Here is a 15,910-nt window from a genome sequence, read left to right as displayed (position 1 = left end):
AGATTGTGAAGTATGAAGAAGTAGTCCGATATATAGAGGACATACCAAAATTTACAAAGAAGCATACGCTTTTGCATACCCGTGAATTTATGAGAAGATTGGGGAATCCCTGCCAGGGAAGAAAGGTTCTTCATGTGGCAGGGACGAACGGAAAGGGAAGCGTCTGCGCATATATGCAGGCGATTCTTCTTTTTGAGGGAAAGCGTGTCGGATTTTTTACATCACCACATCTGGTGAAGCTCAACGAGCGGATCCGGATCAATGGAAAAGATATTGACGATGATACCTTCTGCCGGATTTTTGCAAAGGTGCGGCAGGTGGCAGAAGAACTGGAAAAGGAAGGGATGGAACATCCTTCTTATTTTGAATTCCTGTATGGAATGGGTATGCTTGCATTTGAAGAGAATGATGCAGAGTATATTGTACTGGAGACAGGACTTGGCGGAAGGCTGGATGCGACTAATTCCTTCGAGCATCCGTTCCTGAGCGTGATCACATCGATCGGACTGGATCACACAGAGATCCTTGGAGATACGATTGAAAAGATCGCGGGAGAAAAAGCCGGAATCATCAAAAAAGGCGTACCGGTATTTTTTGACGGCTCTGATGAAAGAAGTAGTCGGGTTATAGAAGAAACTGCCGAAAATGTAGAAGCACCGTGGTATAAAATGGAAAAAGATGCGTTGAAAATTCGAGAAATTACAGACAAACATATTGCTTTTTCTATTTTGGATGAGTATGATAATAATACCGTATGGCAGGTGGCTAGCACCGGAATCTATCAGGTGATGAACGCAGCACTTGCAATCCGGGCGATGAGATATACATTTGGCGAAAAGGCAGAAATCTGCAAATGGCAGAAGGTGGTTGCATCTGTTAAATGGCAGGGAAGAATGGAAGAGGTTCTTCCCGGAGTTATCTTTGACGGGGCGCATAATCTTGCGGCAATCCGTGAATTTACAAAGAGTATCCGGCTGCAAAGAGAGGTGGAAGGGGAAATCCATCCACTGATAATCCTTTTTTCAGCCGTTGCAGATAAGGATTATAGTCATATGATCGAGCTTTTATGCAGAGAATCGAAAGCAGATGATTATGTCATTGCCAAAGTAGATAATAAAAGGGGAGCGCAGGCAGATACACTTGCCGCGTTGTTCCGGAAGTATACAGACAGACCGGTCTATCGGGAGGACACGCTTGCTGATGCATTTACACGTGCACTGAATGAAAAGGGCAGCGAAGGGAAACTTTACTGTCTGGGGTCGCTCTATCTGATAGGGGAGTTAAAAGAACTGATAGGAGGACAAGATGCTTAATTTTGAAGAAGAACTTAAGAAGTTCAAACCAAGTCTGGAAGTAGAAGATATCGAGAATGCAGTATATCAGGAGGATCTGTCTGATATGACAGATATCTTAAGAGAGATGATGGATCAGAAAAAATAGGGGAGATTTTGATGGACTATAAGCAGAAACTCGAGTACCAGTCGAACTACTGGTACAATGATGGACTGAAGAAAGCGCAGATCCGGGATCTGTCCGGGGCAATTGTGTCGTTAAAAAGAAGTTTGCAGTTTAACAGAGAAAATATCACAGCGAGGAATCTTCTCGGACTTGTCTATTATGGACGTGGAGAAGTAGCGGAGGCTCTTGTAGAGTGGATCATCAGTAAAAACTTCAGGGCTTCAGAGAATATTGCCAGCTACTATATCAGTAAGGTTCAGGATAATCCAAGTGAGCTGGAGAAGGTGAATCAGGCAGTTCACAAATACAACCAGTGTCTTGGATACTGTAGACAGAATGGAGAAGATCTTGCGATCATCCAGCTGAAAAAGGTGGTTGTGGCACATCCGTCTTTCCTGAAGGCATATCAGCTTCTGGCACTTCTTTATATGCATTCCGGACAGTATTCCAAAGCAAGACAGAGCCTGAAGACGGCACTCAAGCTGGATGTGACGAATGATATTACGCTCCGGTATATGCATGAGCTGAACCGTCAGCGGAATCGGCAGGTTGCACATATTAAAGAGGAAAAGCATGGCAGACAGTCGGTTGTCACATACAATCTGGGAAATGAGACGATCATCCAGCCTGCAGCAACACTGCGAGATAATGCGGCAGTGATGACAGTTGTCAATATTCTGATCGGTATGGTGGTTGGAGCGGCAGTGGTGTGGTTCCTGATCGCTCCGGCGGTAAACCAGACAAAGTCGTCTACAAAAAACCGGAATGTCATTGCACTAAGCGAGCAGATAGCTTCACAGAAGACACAGATCCAGACGCTTAAGGATGAACTGGAGGGATACCGTAACAGCAGTGATGAGGTAGAATCGGCAAAGCAGACCGCCGCATCCACACAGGACAGCTATGATGCCCTGATCAAGGTATATCAGCAGTATTATGGCGGAACAACGAGCAATGCGGATATGGCAGATACGTTGCTTGGACTGAACAGGGATTCGTTGGGAGAAGAGGGACAGAAAATCTACGATTCGATCTCCGGTTCCGTGTTCCCGCGAGTATGTGTGAGCCTGTATTCGACCGCGCAGTATGAAGTGCAGAGTGGAAATTATGATGATGCCATTTCGGATCTTGAAAAGATCCAGAAGATGGATGACTCTTATAGTGATGGTGGTGTGTACAAGCTTCTTGGAGACGCGTATGCCGGTAAAGGTGATAAGGACAATGCAAAGAGCAATTACGAAAAAGCAGCGACCGATTATCCGGGAACACAGGCAGCATATTCGGCACAGAGCGCACTGGATGCAATGGGATCAGATGGAACTTCGGAGAATACTTCCGGTGGAACAGGCACCCAGGGACAATAAAATATAAAAGGCACAAAAGAGAAAGTAGCGAAAAAAGGCGTTACTTTCTCTTTTTGTTTTATAGGAAATTCCGAAGGAACTTCCTATAAAACAAAAAGCACTACGTGCTGTAAATGCGCACTCTTTTTATAAATCCATCAAGGCTATTGGCGTATTTGTATAAATAAAAAAGACAGAAAGGGGTTTAAGCAAAAATGCAGTATCAGATCAAAGAAAATTGTCTTACGATTTTTCTTCCGGCGGAGGTGGATCATCACAATGCGGAGGAGATCAAACGGGAGGCGGATAAGGTGATCGAGGAGCAACATATCAAATATGTGATCTTTGATTTTGGAAGAACGAATTTTATGGACAGTTCCGGGATTGGAGTGATCATGGGACGGTACCGGCATATCTTTCTTCTTGGCGGGGAAGTATGGGCGATACATACAAGTGAACGGATGCGGCAGATTCTGAATATGTCCGGCGTGACGAAGATCATACAGATTTATGAGGAGGGAATGATGTAATGGAATATTTTAACGAGATGGAAGTAGTTTTTGACAGCAGATCGGAGAATGAGGGATTTGCAAGGGTGGCAGTGGCTGCGTTTATGACGCAGATGGATCCGGTTCTGGAGGAAGTAGCAGACGTGAAGACAGCGGTCTCCGAAGCAGTGACGAACAGCATTATTCATGGATATGAGGGCCGGACGTCCGGAAAGATCACGGTCTGGTGCGGGATTGAAAAAGATAAGAAGACCATTCTGGTCACAGTGAAGGATCAGGGCATCGGTATCGAAAACGTGGAGCAGGCGATGGAGCCACTCTATACGACCAGGTCGGATATGGATCGGTCCGGGATGGGATTTGCATTTATGGAGGCATTTATGGATGAAGTACAGGTGGAATCTGTGCCTGGAAAAGGGACTACGGTTTGGATGAAGAAAACGACAGGAGGGGAAAAGAAGGAAGCTGTATGGACCACACAATCGCATTGATCAGACGGGCTCACGAAGGGGATGAAAATGCGAGGGCACAGCTTGTGGAGGAAAACACCGGTCTGATCTGGTGTGTGGTGAAAAGATTTTACGGACGGGGCACAGAGGCAGAGGATTTATTTCAGATCGGAAGCATCGGGCTTTTAAAAGCGATCGATAAGTTTGATCTGGGCTATGATGTGAAATTTTCTACCTATGCAGTTCCGATGATCACAGGAGAAATAAAGCGTTTCCTGCGTGATGACGGGATGTTGAAGGTCAGCCGTTCCTTAAAAGAGATTGCATATAAAGCATATCAGGCAAAGGAGGCGCTCACGGAAAAGCTTGGAAGAGAACCGCTGCTGGAAGAAATTGCGGAAGAAACGGGTGTGGAAAAAGAGGAGCTGGTGATGGCGATGGAGGCAGCAGGAGAAGTGGAATCGCTTCACAGACCGGTCGGTATGAAAGATGGAAATGAAGTAATGCTGCTGGAAAAGATTGCAGATACAGGCGGTGCAGAAGAAAAGATCCTGGATCATCTTCTGCTTACAGAGCTGATAAAAGAATTAAAAAAAGACGAGAGAAAGCTTCTGTATCTGCGCTATTTTGCAGATAAGACGCAGACAGAAATCGGCGAAGAGCTTGGAATTTCCCAGGTGCAGGTATCGCGGATGGAGAAAAAGATCCTGAAAACCATGCGGGAACACGCAAAAGAATAAAAGGATGTATGTTTTCTGGAAAAACAGGGATACTATTTCCTATCTGAAACAGATCACAAAGGAGGCGGATGCGATTGGAAAGAAGAAAAAAATATATCTGGGGCTGTGTTCTTTGTGCCCTGCTGACAGCTGTTCTGATCGGAATGATCTACTATTATAATGACGTCCGGGGGACAGACCAGGTAAGTGAAGGAACGCTGATCTGGCAGGCGCTACCGGTAAAAGAAAGGACGGATACAGATGTCTTCGGGAAATGAAATACTTTATATCAAAGGGGAAAAGAATACCGAGGTGAAAGAACCAAATGTGACATTGGGAGATATCCTGACAATGGAATGCAGCAATTCTTCCATCATGAACAGGATTAAACCACTGCGGATCCTGAAAATCCCGAAAAAAGAACAGCACAGATATGTGGTGTCTGTTCTGAAAATCATAGAATGTATCCATCGGGAAATTCCCGGACTACAGATTCAGAACGAAGGAGAAAGTGACCTGATCATTACCTATGAAGGGGAGAAAAAACGAAATGCTATCTGGCAGGGAATTAAAGTGGTTGTAGTTGCGGGAATCACATTTATCGGAGCAGCATTTTCCATCATGGCATTTAACAATGATGTGTCGGTGACAAAGATGTTTTCCCGGATTTATCTGCTTCTTACCGGAGAAGAATCGAATGGATTTACCCTGATAGAGCTGACTTACTGCATCGGGCTGATCGTAGGGATCCTGATTTTCTTCAATCATTTAGGAAGAAAGAAATTTACAGCAGATCCGACGCCGATGGAAGTGGAAATGCGTTTGTATGAAAATGATATTCAGGAAACTTTGATCGAAGCTTATGCGAGAAAGGAAAAAGAAGTCGATGTGGATTAGGCAGATTCTGGTGGCGGTGGTTGGTCTTGCATCCGGATTTGCAGTCGCGGCAGGACTGTTTTCATTTATTATCGGACTTGGCGTAGTGTCAGATTTTGCAGACCGGACACATACCGGGAAGCATGTCATGCTGTATGAAAACTGCATTATGGCAGGTGGGATCCTTGGAAATATTTTCTGGGTATACGGGCTCGCGATGCCTGGCGGCAAATGGATCGTTCCGGTGTTTGGACTTTTTTCCGGAATTTTTGTTGGTTGCTGGTCAATGGCACTTGCGGAAATCCTGAATATTTTTCCGATTTTTATCCGGAGGATCAAAATTCTGAAATGTGTGCCATGGCTGATTTTTGGGATGGCGCTTGGGAAAAGCCTTGGAGCACTTCTGTTTTTCTATAAAAGATGGTAACTGGAGGAGAAAATGAAGCAACAAGAGAAAGAAAAAGAGTATGAAACATATGTAAAAGAGAAAACACCGGTCAGGAAGCCTGGACCTGCGATGGCAAAAGCATTCGTGACCGGCGGGATCATCTGTACGATTGGACAGACGATCTTAAATGCGTGCGAAAAGGCGGGAATGTCAAAGGATATTTCTGCAAGCTGGTGTTCACTGATTCTGATCCTGGCAAGTGTGGTGCTGACCGGATTTGGAATCTATCCGAAGATCGCGAACTGGGGAGGAGCGGGAGCACTGGTGCCGATCACCGGATTTGCCAATTCCGTTGCGGCGCCGGCAATTGAATACAAAAAAGAGGGGCAGGTTTTCGGAATTGGCTGCAAGATATTTACGATCGCAGGACCTGTGATCCTGTACGGAGTTTTCACCAGCTGGGTTCTGGGACTGCTCTATTGGATTGGGACGCTGATCGGAATTGTGTGAGCAAGGAGGGATGGACATGAATGCGATGAAAGGAACGCAGAGTATTGCATTTTCGGAAAGTCCGTATCTGGTAAGCGCCGGATCGGTTGCCGGAAAAAAAGAAGGAGAAGGGCCACTTGGAAAATATTTTGATATTGCATCGGAGGATGACCTTTTCGGAGAGAAAACCTGGGAGCTTGCAGAAGGAACAATGCAGAAGCTTGCGTGTAAGCTGGCATTGAAAAATGCGGGAGTACAACCGGAGGAGGTACGCTATCTCTTTGGCGGTGATCTTTTAAGACAGGGAATTGCTACATCGATGGGGGCGGAAGAACTTCAGATTCCGGTGTTTGGTCTTTTCGGCGCATGTTCCACATCCGGAGAGGCACTTGCCCTTGCTGCAATGACTGTGGCGGCAGGCTATGGAGATCTGGTGCTTGCTGCAACATCGAGTCATTTTGGAAGTGCAGAAAAAGAATTCCGTTTTCCACTTGGCTATGCGAATCAGAGACCACTTTCTTCTACTTGGACAGTGACAGGAAGCGGAGCCTTTCTGGTAGGAAAAAAGAAAAGCCGGGTGCGGATCAGTGGAGTGACGATTGGGAAAATTGTGGATTATGGGCTGAAGGATTCACAGAATATGGGAGCGTGTATGGCACCGGCAGCGTGTGATACGATTCTGCAGAATCTTATGGATTTTGGAAGGGGTGAAAAGGATTACGACCGGATCATTACCGGAGACCTGGGCTATGTGGGACAATCGATTTTATTTGACCTGCTTCGTAAGAAAGGGCTGGATATCAAAGAAAATCATATGGACTGCGGAATGACGATCTTCGATCAGCAGACACAGCATACCAATTCCGGTGGAAGCGGCTGCGGCTGCGCGGCGATCACTCTTGCAGCATATATTATGCCACAGCTGATATCGGGGGAGTGGAAAAGGATCCTTTTTGTACCAACGGGGGCGCTGATGTCGACGGTCAGCTTCAATGAAGGAGAAAGCGTTCCGGGAATTGCACATGGAATTGTGCTGGAACATTGTTAAAGGAGGAAAGAAAATGGACTATATCAATGCATTCTGGGTAGGAGGACTCATCTGTGCACTGGCGCAGATCCTGCTTGACCGGACGAAAATGATGCCGGGAAGAGTCATGGTAAGCCTGGTGGTACTTGGCTGTATTCTTGGTTTTGTACAGATATTTAAACCACTGCAGGAGTATGCGGGGGCAGGCGTGAGCGTGCCATTGCTCGGTTTTGGAAATACTTTATGGAACGGGGTAAAAGAGGCAGTCGACAAGGAAGGATTTATCGGAATTTTTCTTGGAGGATTCAAGGCAAGTGCGGCAGGAATCAGCGGCGCATTGATTTTTGGGTACATTGCATCATGGATATTTGAACCAAAGATGAAGGGGTAATGGGAATATTTTTCGTCAGAACTACGAAAGAAAATTTATTGTACAGAGAGAAAAATGATGTTAAGATGAAATCGTGGCTGTGTAAATGGCCTGTAAAATAAGAATCAGAGTGAAAAAGAAAAAGTACATAAGAGGAGATAACACGACTATGAAGTACACAAGTATCATTATTCCGTTTGTCGGAGGCCTTGGTATGTTCATTTATGGAATGCAGATCATGGCACAGGGGCTGGAGAATGCTGCCGGCAACCGGATGAAGTCATTGCTTGAAGCACTTACAAAGAATAAGTTCTTCGGCGTATTGCTTGGAGCGTTCATTACCGCAGTGATCCAGAGCTCATCTGCGACGACCGTCATGGTAGTCGGTTTTGTAAATGCCGGTATCATGAACCTTCAGCAGGCGATGGGAGTTATCATGGGTGCGAACATCGGTACAACAGTTACCGGATGGCTGGTATCCAGTGTAGAATGGGCCAAATTTTTAAGTCCGTCCAATCTGGCACCGGTTGCGATCATGATCGGTGTGATCATTATGCTGACCGGAAAGAGGCGTTCGACAAAAGATATCGCAAGTATTGTGGTTGGTTTCGGACTTTTATTTGTCGGGATTTCATCCATGTCCTCAGCGGTGGAACCACTGAAAGATAATGCAGCATTCTGCAATATTTTCGTATCACTGGGACACAATCCGTTGCTTGGAATTGTGGCGGGTGCAGCCGTTACGGCGATCATCCAGAGCTCATCTGCATCGGTCGGAATCCTGCAGAGCCTTGCAGCAGCAGGTCTTGTACCGTTTGGCGCAGCAATCTATATTATCATGGGACAGAATATCGGTACCTGCGTAACTGCAATCCTGTCCAGTGTGGGTGCAAAGAAAAATGCGAAAACCGCAGCGCTGATGCATCTGATCTTTAATATCATCGGAACGATCATTTTCAGTATTATTGCGATCGCATATCTGAGTATTGTGAATCCGGCATGGGCGCATGGAAATATCACCCAGACACAGATCAGTATGGTGCATACGGTATTCAATATTGTGACAACCGTTCTGCTGTTCCCGGTTTCTGACTGGATCATCAAGCTTGCCAAGAAGATCGGACATGTGGAAGAAGAGGTACAGGATGAAAGTGTAGTCCTTCTGGATGACCGTATGCTGGAGACCCCTGGTATCGCGATTCAGTCAACCGTTTCCGAGCTTGTCCGAATGGGACATGTGGTTGCGGATTCTCTGGAGGTTGCAAGAAAAGTTATGTTCGAACGAAAAGAAGAACAGATTGCGTTCCTGAAGGAAGAAGAAAGCAAGGTAGACCGGTTAAGTGCCGGTATCACATCCTATGCGATCAAGCTGTCGACTCTGCAGATCAATGAACGTGAGCATGAAGAGGTGGCGCATATGCTCCAGATCGTGTCGGATATGGAACGTATCAGTGATTACTGCGAAAACATTTCTGAGTTCGCGGAATCACTGCTGGAAAAGCAGGTGGATTTCTCTGAGGTTGGAGTGGAACATCTGAACAAGATGCTGGATGTCTGCATTGCAAGTTATCTGTATGCGTTGGAAGCCTTTGAGTCCAATGACCGCGAAAGTGCGTTAAAGACCATCGAGAAAGAAACAGAGGCAGACGGGCTGGAGATTTCCCTCCGCGCAAAGCATATTAAGCGTCTTACCAACCAGCAGTGTAACACAGAAGCCGGAGTGGTATTCCTTGATTCTCTGGTATGCCTGGAAAGAATTTCCGACCATGCCAGAAATATTGCGGAAGAAGTGCTGGCGGAATAGAAGATAGGAAAATGCAAAAGTGCATGTGGCCTGACGGCTACATGCACTTTTCTGAAAGATATGAACAGCAAATATGTATATCCAAATGTATTCATGAGTATCGAAGATACCAATAAAGTGTCACAGTATGATACCGACATCAAAAAATATGCAGAGCAGAAGAAAGCCGACTGGATCTTAAATGGTGGAATCGAAAAAGAGTGGGATTCTTACCTTGATAAAATGGAAAAGTACGGACTTTCCGATTATCTGGCTATTAAACAGAAGTATTTCGATCAGTACCAGAAATCGCTTTCAGAAGAGAATAAGTAGCAGGAGAAAATGCATGAGTGAGATGTTAGAAAAAGCAAGAAATTATGAGACAGAAAAACAAGTGTATGTAAAGAAAACGACCAAACCACTGTTCCATGTTACGGCACCGACCGGATGGATCAATGATCCGAATGGTTTTTCCGTATATGATGGGAAAATACATTTGTTCTATCAGTACAATCCATATCAGAGAGAGTGGGGACCAATGCATTGGGGACATAGTGTGACTGACGATATGGTCCGCTGGGAGCAGCTTCCGGCAGCGATTGCACCGGATCAGGAATATGATAAGGCAGGATGTTTTTCCGGAAGTGCGATCGAAGCAGATGGAAAGCATGTACTTGTATATACCGGAGTTACCAGAGTAAAGCAGGCAGATGGAAGTGAGCAGGAACGGCAGAATCAGTGTATTGCATTTGGTGATGGAAAAGATTATGTAAAGTATGAAAAGAATCCGGTTGTAACAGGTGAGATGCTTCCAGAAGGATGCAGCCGGATTGATTTCCGTGACCCGAAGATCTGGAAAGAAAACGATACCTATTATCTAATCGTTGGAAATAAGAATGATAATCAGGTTGGGCAAGTTGTGCTTTGTTCGAGCAAAAATCTGACAGACTGGAAATTTGAGACAATTCTGGCATCAAATGAAAATGGTGATATAGGAACGATGTGGGAATGCCCGGATTTCTTTGCTTTAAAAGACAGACATGTGCTGATCTGTTCGCCACAGGATATGAAGGCGCGGAAATATGAGTTTCACAATGGACATAATTCGGTGTATTTTTTGGGAGACTACGATGCAAACAGATGCAGATTCAGCAAAGAACAGCCGCATACACTTGACTATGGTATGGACTTCTATGCTCCACAGACAACAGAACTTCCGGATGGCAGACGGATCATGATCGCATGGATGAAATCATGGGATGCCTGTGTGATACCGAATTCGCAGGACTGGCAGGGAATGATGACATTTCCGAGAGAATTGGAGATAAAAGAAAACCGTATCTGGCAAAATCCGGTGAAAGAACTGGAAAATTATCATCAGAATCCATGTTGCTATGAACACGCAGAAATCGAAGGCGAGACAGTGCTTGCAGGAGTAGAGGGACGCACAATTGATCTTACGGTGACACTGGAAGATGGAGAAAATACAATCTTTTCTATCAAACTGGCAGCAGATAGTGAGTATGAAACGAGTTATACCTATAATAAGGAAACCAGACTTCTGGAAATCGACCGTACATACTGCGGTGTTACAAAAGATGTGGTATGTGTACGAAAATTCAGAATTGAGGATCCGGCAGGGCTTAAAAAGATGCGTTTTATCCTGGATTATCATTCGATCGAACTTTTTATTAATGATGGACAGCAGACGGCGACCACTGCAATCTGTACGCCTCTGAATGCGAAAGATATTTATTTTTTCAGCGATAAGAAAATGACAATGAGTGTTGAAAAGCATGATATTATAATGTAAAAAGCAGGAGAATAAGAAATGGACGTAGTAGCTTTAGGGGAATTGCTGATTGATTTTACAGAAAATGGTATTAGTAGCCAGGGAAACCCATTGTTTGAGGCAAATCCGGGAGGGGCACCATGCAATGTCCTGGCAATGTTAACGAAGTTGGGACACAAAACGGCTTTTATTGGAAAAGTAGGAAATGATTTTTTTGGAAAGCAATTGGAAGATGCAATTAAAGCAATTGGAATCAATGTGACCGGTCTGAGAAAAGATGATAAAGTACATACGACATTGGCATTGGTTCATACTTATCCGGATGGAGACAGAGATTTCTCTTTTTATCGAGATCCGGGAGCGGATATGATGCTGACAGAAGAGGAAATTCCAGAGGAATTAATTCTTGAGACACGGATTTTTCATTTTGGGACCCTGTCTATGACACATGAGAAAGTACGCAGAGCGACAAAAAAAGCAGTTGCAATTGCAAAACAGGCTGGTGCGATCATTTCATTTGATCCTAATATACGTGAGCCACTGTGGAATACAATGGATGAGGCAAAAGAGCAGGTATTGTATGGTCTGGGACAGTGTCATATCCTGAAAATTTCAGATAATGAAATTCAGTGGCTGACAGGAAAAAATGACTATACAGAGGCTGTAAAATGGATCAGGGAGAAATATGATATCCCGCTTATCCTGGTATCTATGGGAAAAGAAGGCAGTAGAGCTTATTATCAGGACAGGATGGTTGAAAAAGCACCTTTTATAAACGAAAATACAATAGAAACAACTGGTGCCGGAGATACATTTTGCGCATGTGTTTTGCATTACATATGTAAACATGGACTAGAAAATCTGACTGAGAAAAATTTAAAGGAAATGCTGACTTATGCAAATGCTGCCGCATCAATTATCACAACACGTAAGGGAGCATTGCGGGTGATGCCACGACCGGAAGAAATTGAGGCATTGATTGCAGGACATCACTAAATGTGGAGAGAAAGGGGCTGTGAAAAAAGAATAGTCCCCAAAAAAAGAAAGACCAAGAGTTTATAATGAACTCAAGGTCTTTCTTTCTGTTATAATTAACTTGTGATGCATATGATATTTAAGCCAAAGGATATTCGAAAGTCATGCAGCGGATATCAATGGAGATGGAAACGTAACGATTACAGATTTAATGCGATTGCTGAATTATGTAAGTGGAAAAAGCGCAACTTTATAATTTTGAACAACTTTAAAGAACTGTATACAGAAATCCTATAGCAGAGAGTTCCCCTCTCTGCTATAATCATATCAGAAAATAAAAAGTACGAACCAAAATCTATCGGGGAGGTTATCACACATGCAGACACCTATTTTACAGGAAAGTAACTACAAAGAAGAAATGCAGACCATCGTAGAACCGTATCTTGTATCTATCGGAACGGAATTCTATCTGGAAAGACATGCAGGGCAGAAGATCCACTGTATGCATTATGTTCCGGAGAACCCACATGCGGTTGTGATGTTGTCACATGGATTTATTGAAAACGCGGAAAAATATAAGGAGATCGCCTATTATTTTGCAAAAGAAGGTTTTAGCGTATATCTTCCGGAGCACTGCGGACATGGCTTCAGCTATCGTCTGACAGAAGATGAATCCCTGGTGCATCTGGACAGCTTTGAACGTTATGTAGAGGACTTTATCTTTGTAACCAAGAAGGCAAAAGAGGACAATCCGGGGATGAAGATTTATCTGTACGGACATTCTATGGGAGGCGGAATTGCGGCAGCAGTTGCGGCAAGAGCACCGGAAATGTTTGAGAAGGTAATTCTGTCGTCACCGATGATCCGCCCACTGACCGGAGGGGTGCCGTGGCATGTGGCAAAGGCGATCGCAAAGACATCCTGCAAGGTGGGAAGGAATAAAAAATATGTAGTCGGTCAGAAGCCATACAAGGAGCCAGGAAAATTTGAAGAGAGCTGCTCCCTTTCCCGTCCGAGATTTGAGTATTATGAAGAAAAAAGGACGAAGGAAGCCCATTATCATCTGAACGCACCGTCTTATGGATGGCTCGGAAATGCAATGCGTCTGAACCGGTATCTGGAAAAGACCGGATGGAAGAAGATCAAAGCACCTGTCATGCTCTTTTCGGCAGGCAAGGATAATCTGGTGTCGAATGCAGCGCAGGAACGTTTTGTGCGAAAACTAAACAAGAACAGACCGGAAAGTGCCGAGCTTGTGAAGTTCCCGGAGTCCAAGCATGAGATATTCAATGCGGAAAATACGATTGCGGAAGAATACTGGAAGAAAGTGTTTGATTTTTTTGAATCATGATTTTTAAAGATTGTAAAGTAGCTGTAAATTATACAAATTGCTTATTGATAAATGCAAGAAAAGTGGTAAGATAAAATTTACAGAAAGGAATGAGACAAATGGGATTTTTTGATAATCTGAAAAACAGCCTGACAGAAACCGGTCAGGATTTATCACAGAAGGCAAAAGATACGACAGAGATTTTCCGCCTGACAAATTTAAATAAGACGAAAGAAAAAGAAATTGAAAAAGTCATTTACCAGATTGGCAGTACATACTATGCCAATTACAGGGACGAATGCATGGAAAAGATGCCGGAGCTTGCAGCACAGATCAAATCCCTGCAGGATGAGATCGCGGTCAACAAAGAGATGATTGAAAAATTATCGACAGAAGAGATCTGCCCGCAGTGTGGAAAGAAAGTGAACCCTGGAAGTAAATTCTGTATTTACTGTGGAGCGGCACTGGAAGCACCGACAGAACAACCGGAGGAAAAGGCAGAAGTGAAAGTGTGCAAGTCCTGTGGAAAGCCGCTGGAAGAGGGGGCTGTATTCTGTACAAACTGTGGAACAAAAATAGAAGATGATAAGGCAACTGAGGAAAACTAGAAGGCAAAGCATCGAGTGATGAAATGCAGGTCAGAATATGAAAAAATGAAAGAGTATATGCAAAAAGCCGGATAGGAGTTAGTCTATCCGGTCTTTTATGTATATGATGAGCCGGTTACAGATTTGTGCTTACACAGGAACGACCGGTTGATGCGTTGGAGGACAGAAAACATGTATTGCACCAGATGTGGGAAAGAAATCAGGAGTGATCAGAAGTTCTGCGGAAACTGTGGAGCGAAGAATGTCAATTATCAAGAAAAAAATGATCTGAAAGAGATGATAGAAAAAGCTGCCGCCGGAGAAGAGAACGCTCTGGAGAAAATTTACAATCTGACTTATGTGCAAGGGTTTGCAATCGCACTTCAGATGGTGAAAAATGAGCAGGATGCAATGGATATCATGCAGGATGCCTATATTTCTGCATTCCGTAATCTGAAGCAGATTGAGGATCCAAAGCGGTTGAAAAGCTGGTTCAACTGCATTGTGGCAAACAAATGTAAAGACTGGCTGAAAAAGAAGAAGCCGCAGCTATTTTCTGATATACCGACAGGGGATGATGACCGGGAATTTGAAGATACAATTGCAGATGAGAATCTGACATTTTCACCGGAAGAGTCCGTGGATTATGCAGAGACAAAGCGATTGATGAAAGAAATTCTGGACGGTCTGCCAGAAGATCAGAAGCTGTGTGTGCTGATGTATTATTATGAGGAATTGTCGGTTGCAGACATTGCAGATGCACTTGGATGTTCGACCGGAACAGTAAAGAGCAGACTGAATTATGCCCGGAAAAAGATCAGAAATGATGTAGAAGAACTGGAAAGAAAAGGAACAAAATTATACAGCGTAGCGCCGCTTCCGTTTATACTTTGGATGCTCAGAGAGGGCGAGCAGACGATATCGGTGCCTGGTTCATTTGGAAAAGAATTGGTGAGACAGGGTGCCGGCATCGTAAAAAGCGGAAGTGCACCCACAAGCGGAAATACCGGTTCGGGTAAAAGTGGAATCAGGAAGACAGATCCGGTAAAGAACGGGCAGGCAGCCGGACGAAAGATTGTAAAGAGTGCGGCAGGAAAAGCAGCCGGGAAAATCATCGGTACAAAGGCTGTTGCCGGAGTTGTAGGAGCGGCAGTGATCGGCGGAGGTGCTGTCGTGGGATATCATATCCACCAGGCAAAAGAGCAGAAAGTTACCAAAGAAGAATGGCAGGCGGCTTACAAAGACTGGGTTGGAAAGTGGAGTGATGACACAAGGTTTGAACTCTTTGACATGAATGGAGATGATGTACCCGAGATCGTGCGGGTTGGATCCTGCATGGCGGATGGTGCGACCGTAGCGACCTGTACACCGGATGGAATCCGGGAAGAAGAGATCTACCGGATCGGGATGTGGTATATTCCGGGCGGCAATGTACTGGACAACAATGACGGAAATATGGGTGTTTTTTATGACCGCGTTTTTGAAATCAAAGATGGGGAATGGTTACAGATCGGCGATGGCGAATGTAGAATGGAAGATAATACGAATCCGGAGTATGATGAAAATGGAGACTATGTTTTCCAGTATAAATGGGATGGAAAAGAAGTCACAAATAAGAAATATGAAAAGAAATTAAAGAAATTGTTTGGAAACAGAAAGCCGGAAGCACTGGGCAATGAAGCTGTTTCATACCATGAGATCATCAACCAGATCAGTCATTATTAAAAAAATAAAAATTTTTTCTTGTTTTTAAAACCAAACTAGATTTTGACTCGTCTTAATAATATAAACGAGAAAAATATAGCATACAGAAAG

At 44.3% G+C, this 15,910-nt stretch carries 19 protein-coding genes and 1 pseudogene; all 20 read left to right on the top strand.

Features of this window, described 5'->3' with window-relative positions; genetic code table 11:
- Nucleotides 1–5 precede the first annotated feature (5 nt).
- Nucleotides 6–1,313: a bifunctional folylpolyglutamate synthase/dihydrofolate synthase gene (locus PGQ33_RS13475; RefSeq protein WP_270205892.1), complete on the top strand. Its 1,308-nt coding sequence runs from the start codon at nt 6–8 to the stop codon at nt 1,311–1,313.
- Complete coding sequence (locus PGQ33_RS13470) at nt 1,306–1,440, top strand: hypothetical protein (RefSeq protein ID WP_022220983.1); 135 nt, start codon at nt 1,306–1,308, stop codon at nt 1,438–1,440. Before PGQ33_RS13475 ends, PGQ33_RS13470 begins: the two co-directional genes overlap by 8 nt.
- A gap of 11 nt (nt 1,441–1,451) precedes the next feature.
- The gene (locus tag PGQ33_RS13465; RefSeq protein WP_008372948.1) at nt 1,452–2,822 is read left to right on the top strand and encodes a tetratricopeptide repeat protein; all 1,371 of its coding nucleotides are present in this window, start codon (nt 1,452–1,454) and stop codon (nt 2,820–2,822) included.
- A 194-nt stretch (nt 2,823–3,016) separates the two neighbouring features.
- Nucleotides 3,017–3,331 (top strand): STAS domain-containing protein, encoded by a 315-nt coding sequence (locus tag PGQ33_RS13460; protein WP_008372950.1) that lies wholly within the window; start codon nt 3,017–3,019, stop codon nt 3,329–3,331.
- Complete coding sequence (gene spoIIAB, locus PGQ33_RS13455) at nt 3,331–3,801, top strand: anti-sigma F factor (protein WP_270205891.1); 471 nt, start codon at nt 3,331–3,333, stop codon at nt 3,799–3,801. Before PGQ33_RS13460 ends, spoIIAB begins: the two co-directional genes overlap by 1 nt.
- Nucleotides 3,780–4,499 carry an RNA polymerase sporulation sigma factor SigF gene (sigF, locus tag PGQ33_RS13450; RefSeq protein WP_008372953.1) on the top strand — a complete coding sequence of 240 codons (720 nt, stop codon included), beginning with the start codon at nt 3,780–3,782 and terminating at the stop codon, nt 4,497–4,499. The genes spoIIAB and sigF overlap by 22 nt, the downstream gene beginning before the upstream one ends.
- Nucleotides 4,500–4,573: 74 nt before the next feature.
- Complete coding sequence (locus tag PGQ33_RS13445) at nt 4,574–4,756, top strand: hypothetical protein (RefSeq protein WP_044999057.1); 183 nt, start codon at nt 4,574–4,576, stop codon at nt 4,754–4,756.
- A complete protein-coding gene (locus PGQ33_RS13440; RefSeq protein ID WP_022220981.1) occupies nt 4,740–5,375 on the top strand; it encodes a stage V sporulation protein AA in 636 nt (211 codons plus the stop codon). The genes PGQ33_RS13445 and PGQ33_RS13440 overlap by 17 nt, the downstream gene beginning before the upstream one ends.
- Nucleotides 5,365–5,781, top strand: coding sequence for a stage V sporulation protein AB (locus PGQ33_RS13435; protein WP_022220980.1), 417 nt, complete (start codon nt 5,365–5,367; stop codon nt 5,779–5,781). The genes PGQ33_RS13440 and PGQ33_RS13435 overlap by 11 nt, the downstream gene beginning before the upstream one ends.
- A 12-nt stretch (nt 5,782–5,793) precedes the next feature.
- Complete coding sequence (locus PGQ33_RS13430) at nt 5,794–6,252, top strand: SpoVA/SpoVAEb family sporulation membrane protein (RefSeq protein WP_008372960.1); 459 nt, start codon at nt 5,794–5,796, stop codon at nt 6,250–6,252.
- A gap of 16 nt (nt 6,253–6,268) precedes the next feature.
- Nucleotides 6,269–7,279, top strand: a complete 1,011-nt coding sequence (gene spoVAD / locus PGQ33_RS13425; protein WP_022220979.1) for a stage V sporulation protein AD — start codon at nt 6,269–6,271, stop codon at nt 7,277–7,279.
- 13 nt (nt 7,280–7,292) lie between these two features.
- On the top strand, nt 7,293–7,649 hold the full coding sequence (locus PGQ33_RS13420) for a SpoVA/SpoVAEb family sporulation membrane protein (RefSeq protein ID WP_022220978.1): 357 nt from the start codon (nt 7,293–7,295) through the stop codon (nt 7,647–7,649).
- Between the two features lie 148 nt (nt 7,650–7,797).
- Entirely contained in the window at nt 7,798–9,432 is a 1,635-nt protein-coding gene (locus PGQ33_RS13415) for a Na/Pi cotransporter family protein (RefSeq protein WP_044999060.1), read from the top strand.
- Between the two features lie 48 nt (nt 9,433–9,480).
- A pseudogene (locus PGQ33_RS13410) lies at nt 9,481–9,744 on the top strand (ABC transporter substrate-binding protein); the annotation flags it as partial.
- A gap of 13 nt (nt 9,745–9,757) precedes the next feature.
- Complete coding sequence (locus PGQ33_RS13405; protein ID WP_270205890.1) at nt 9,758–11,224, top strand: glycoside hydrolase family 32 protein; 1,467 nt, start codon at nt 9,758–9,760, stop codon at nt 11,222–11,224.
- 18 nt (nt 11,225–11,242) lie between these two features.
- Entirely contained in the window at nt 11,243–12,199 is a 957-nt protein-coding gene (locus PGQ33_RS13400) for a carbohydrate kinase family protein (RefSeq protein WP_270205889.1), read from the top strand.
- Nucleotides 12,200–12,329: 130 nt separating this feature from the next.
- Complete coding sequence (locus tag PGQ33_RS17165) at nt 12,330–12,434, top strand: dockerin type I domain-containing protein (protein WP_082424237.1); 105 nt, start codon at nt 12,330–12,332, stop codon at nt 12,432–12,434.
- A 120-nt stretch (nt 12,435–12,554) separates the two neighbouring features.
- Entirely contained in the window at nt 12,555–13,529 is a 975-nt protein-coding gene (locus tag PGQ33_RS13395) for an alpha/beta fold hydrolase (RefSeq protein WP_195502501.1), read from the top strand.
- A gap of 98 nt (nt 13,530–13,627) precedes the next feature.
- Complete coding sequence (locus tag PGQ33_RS13390; protein ID WP_270205888.1) at nt 13,628–14,116, top strand: zinc ribbon domain-containing protein; 489 nt, start codon at nt 13,628–13,630, stop codon at nt 14,114–14,116.
- A gap of 171 nt (nt 14,117–14,287) precedes the next feature.
- Nucleotides 14,288–15,820, top strand: a complete 1,533-nt coding sequence (locus PGQ33_RS13385) for a sigma-70 family RNA polymerase sigma factor (protein WP_270205887.1) — start codon at nt 14,288–14,290, stop codon at nt 15,818–15,820.
- Nucleotides 15,821–15,910: the final 90 nt, after the last annotated feature.

The organism is Coprococcus sp. AM100_B19A (assembly GCF_027662015.1).
Classification (GTDB): domain Bacteria; phylum Bacillota; class Clostridia; order Lachnospirales; family Lachnospiraceae; genus Allocoprococcus; species Allocoprococcus comes.
This window is presented reverse-complemented; position numbering and strand designations above follow the sequence as displayed.

Coding starts and splice junctions, on each gene's coding strand:
- PGQ33_RS13470 (WP_022220983.1), top strand. CDS start 1,306: ATGCTTAATTTTGAAGAAGAACTTAAGAAGTTCAAACCAAGTCTGGAA.
- PGQ33_RS13465 (WP_008372948.1), top strand. CDS start 1,452: ATGGACTATAAGCAGAAACTCGAGTACCAGTCGAACTACTGGTACAAT.
- PGQ33_RS13460 (WP_008372950.1), top strand. CDS start 3,017: ATGCAGTATCAGATCAAAGAAAATTGTCTTACGATTTTTCTTCCGGCG.
- spoIIAB (WP_270205891.1), top strand. CDS start 3,331: ATGGAATATTTTAACGAGATGGAAGTAGTTTTTGACAGCAGATCGGAG.
- sigF (WP_008372953.1), top strand. CDS start 3,780: ATGGACCACACAATCGCATTGATCAGACGGGCTCACGAAGGGGATGAA.
- PGQ33_RS13440 (WP_022220981.1), top strand. CDS start 4,740: ATGTCTTCGGGAAATGAAATACTTTATATCAAAGGGGAAAAGAATACC.
- PGQ33_RS13435 (WP_022220980.1), top strand. CDS start 5,365: ATGTGGATTAGGCAGATTCTGGTGGCGGTGGTTGGTCTTGCATCCGGA.
- PGQ33_RS13430 (WP_008372960.1), top strand. CDS start 5,794: ATGAAGCAACAAGAGAAAGAAAAAGAGTATGAAACATATGTAAAAGAG.
- spoVAD (WP_022220979.1), top strand. CDS start 6,269: ATGAATGCGATGAAAGGAACGCAGAGTATTGCATTTTCGGAAAGTCCG.
- PGQ33_RS13420 (WP_022220978.1), top strand. CDS start 7,293: ATGGACTATATCAATGCATTCTGGGTAGGAGGACTCATCTGTGCACTG.
- PGQ33_RS13415 (WP_044999060.1), top strand. CDS start 7,798: ATGAAGTACACAAGTATCATTATTCCGTTTGTCGGAGGCCTTGGTATG.
- PGQ33_RS13405 (WP_270205890.1), top strand. CDS start 9,758: ATGAGTGAGATGTTAGAAAAAGCAAGAAATTATGAGACAGAAAAACAA.
- PGQ33_RS13400 (WP_270205889.1), top strand. CDS start 11,243: ATGGACGTAGTAGCTTTAGGGGAATTGCTGATTGATTTTACAGAAAAT.
- PGQ33_RS13395 (WP_195502501.1), top strand. CDS start 12,555: ATGCAGACACCTATTTTACAGGAAAGTAACTACAAAGAAGAAATGCAG.
- PGQ33_RS13390 (WP_270205888.1), top strand. CDS start 13,628: ATGGGATTTTTTGATAATCTGAAAAACAGCCTGACAGAAACCGGTCAG.
- PGQ33_RS13385 (WP_270205887.1), top strand. CDS start 14,288: ATGTATTGCACCAGATGTGGGAAAGAAATCAGGAGTGATCAGAAGTTC.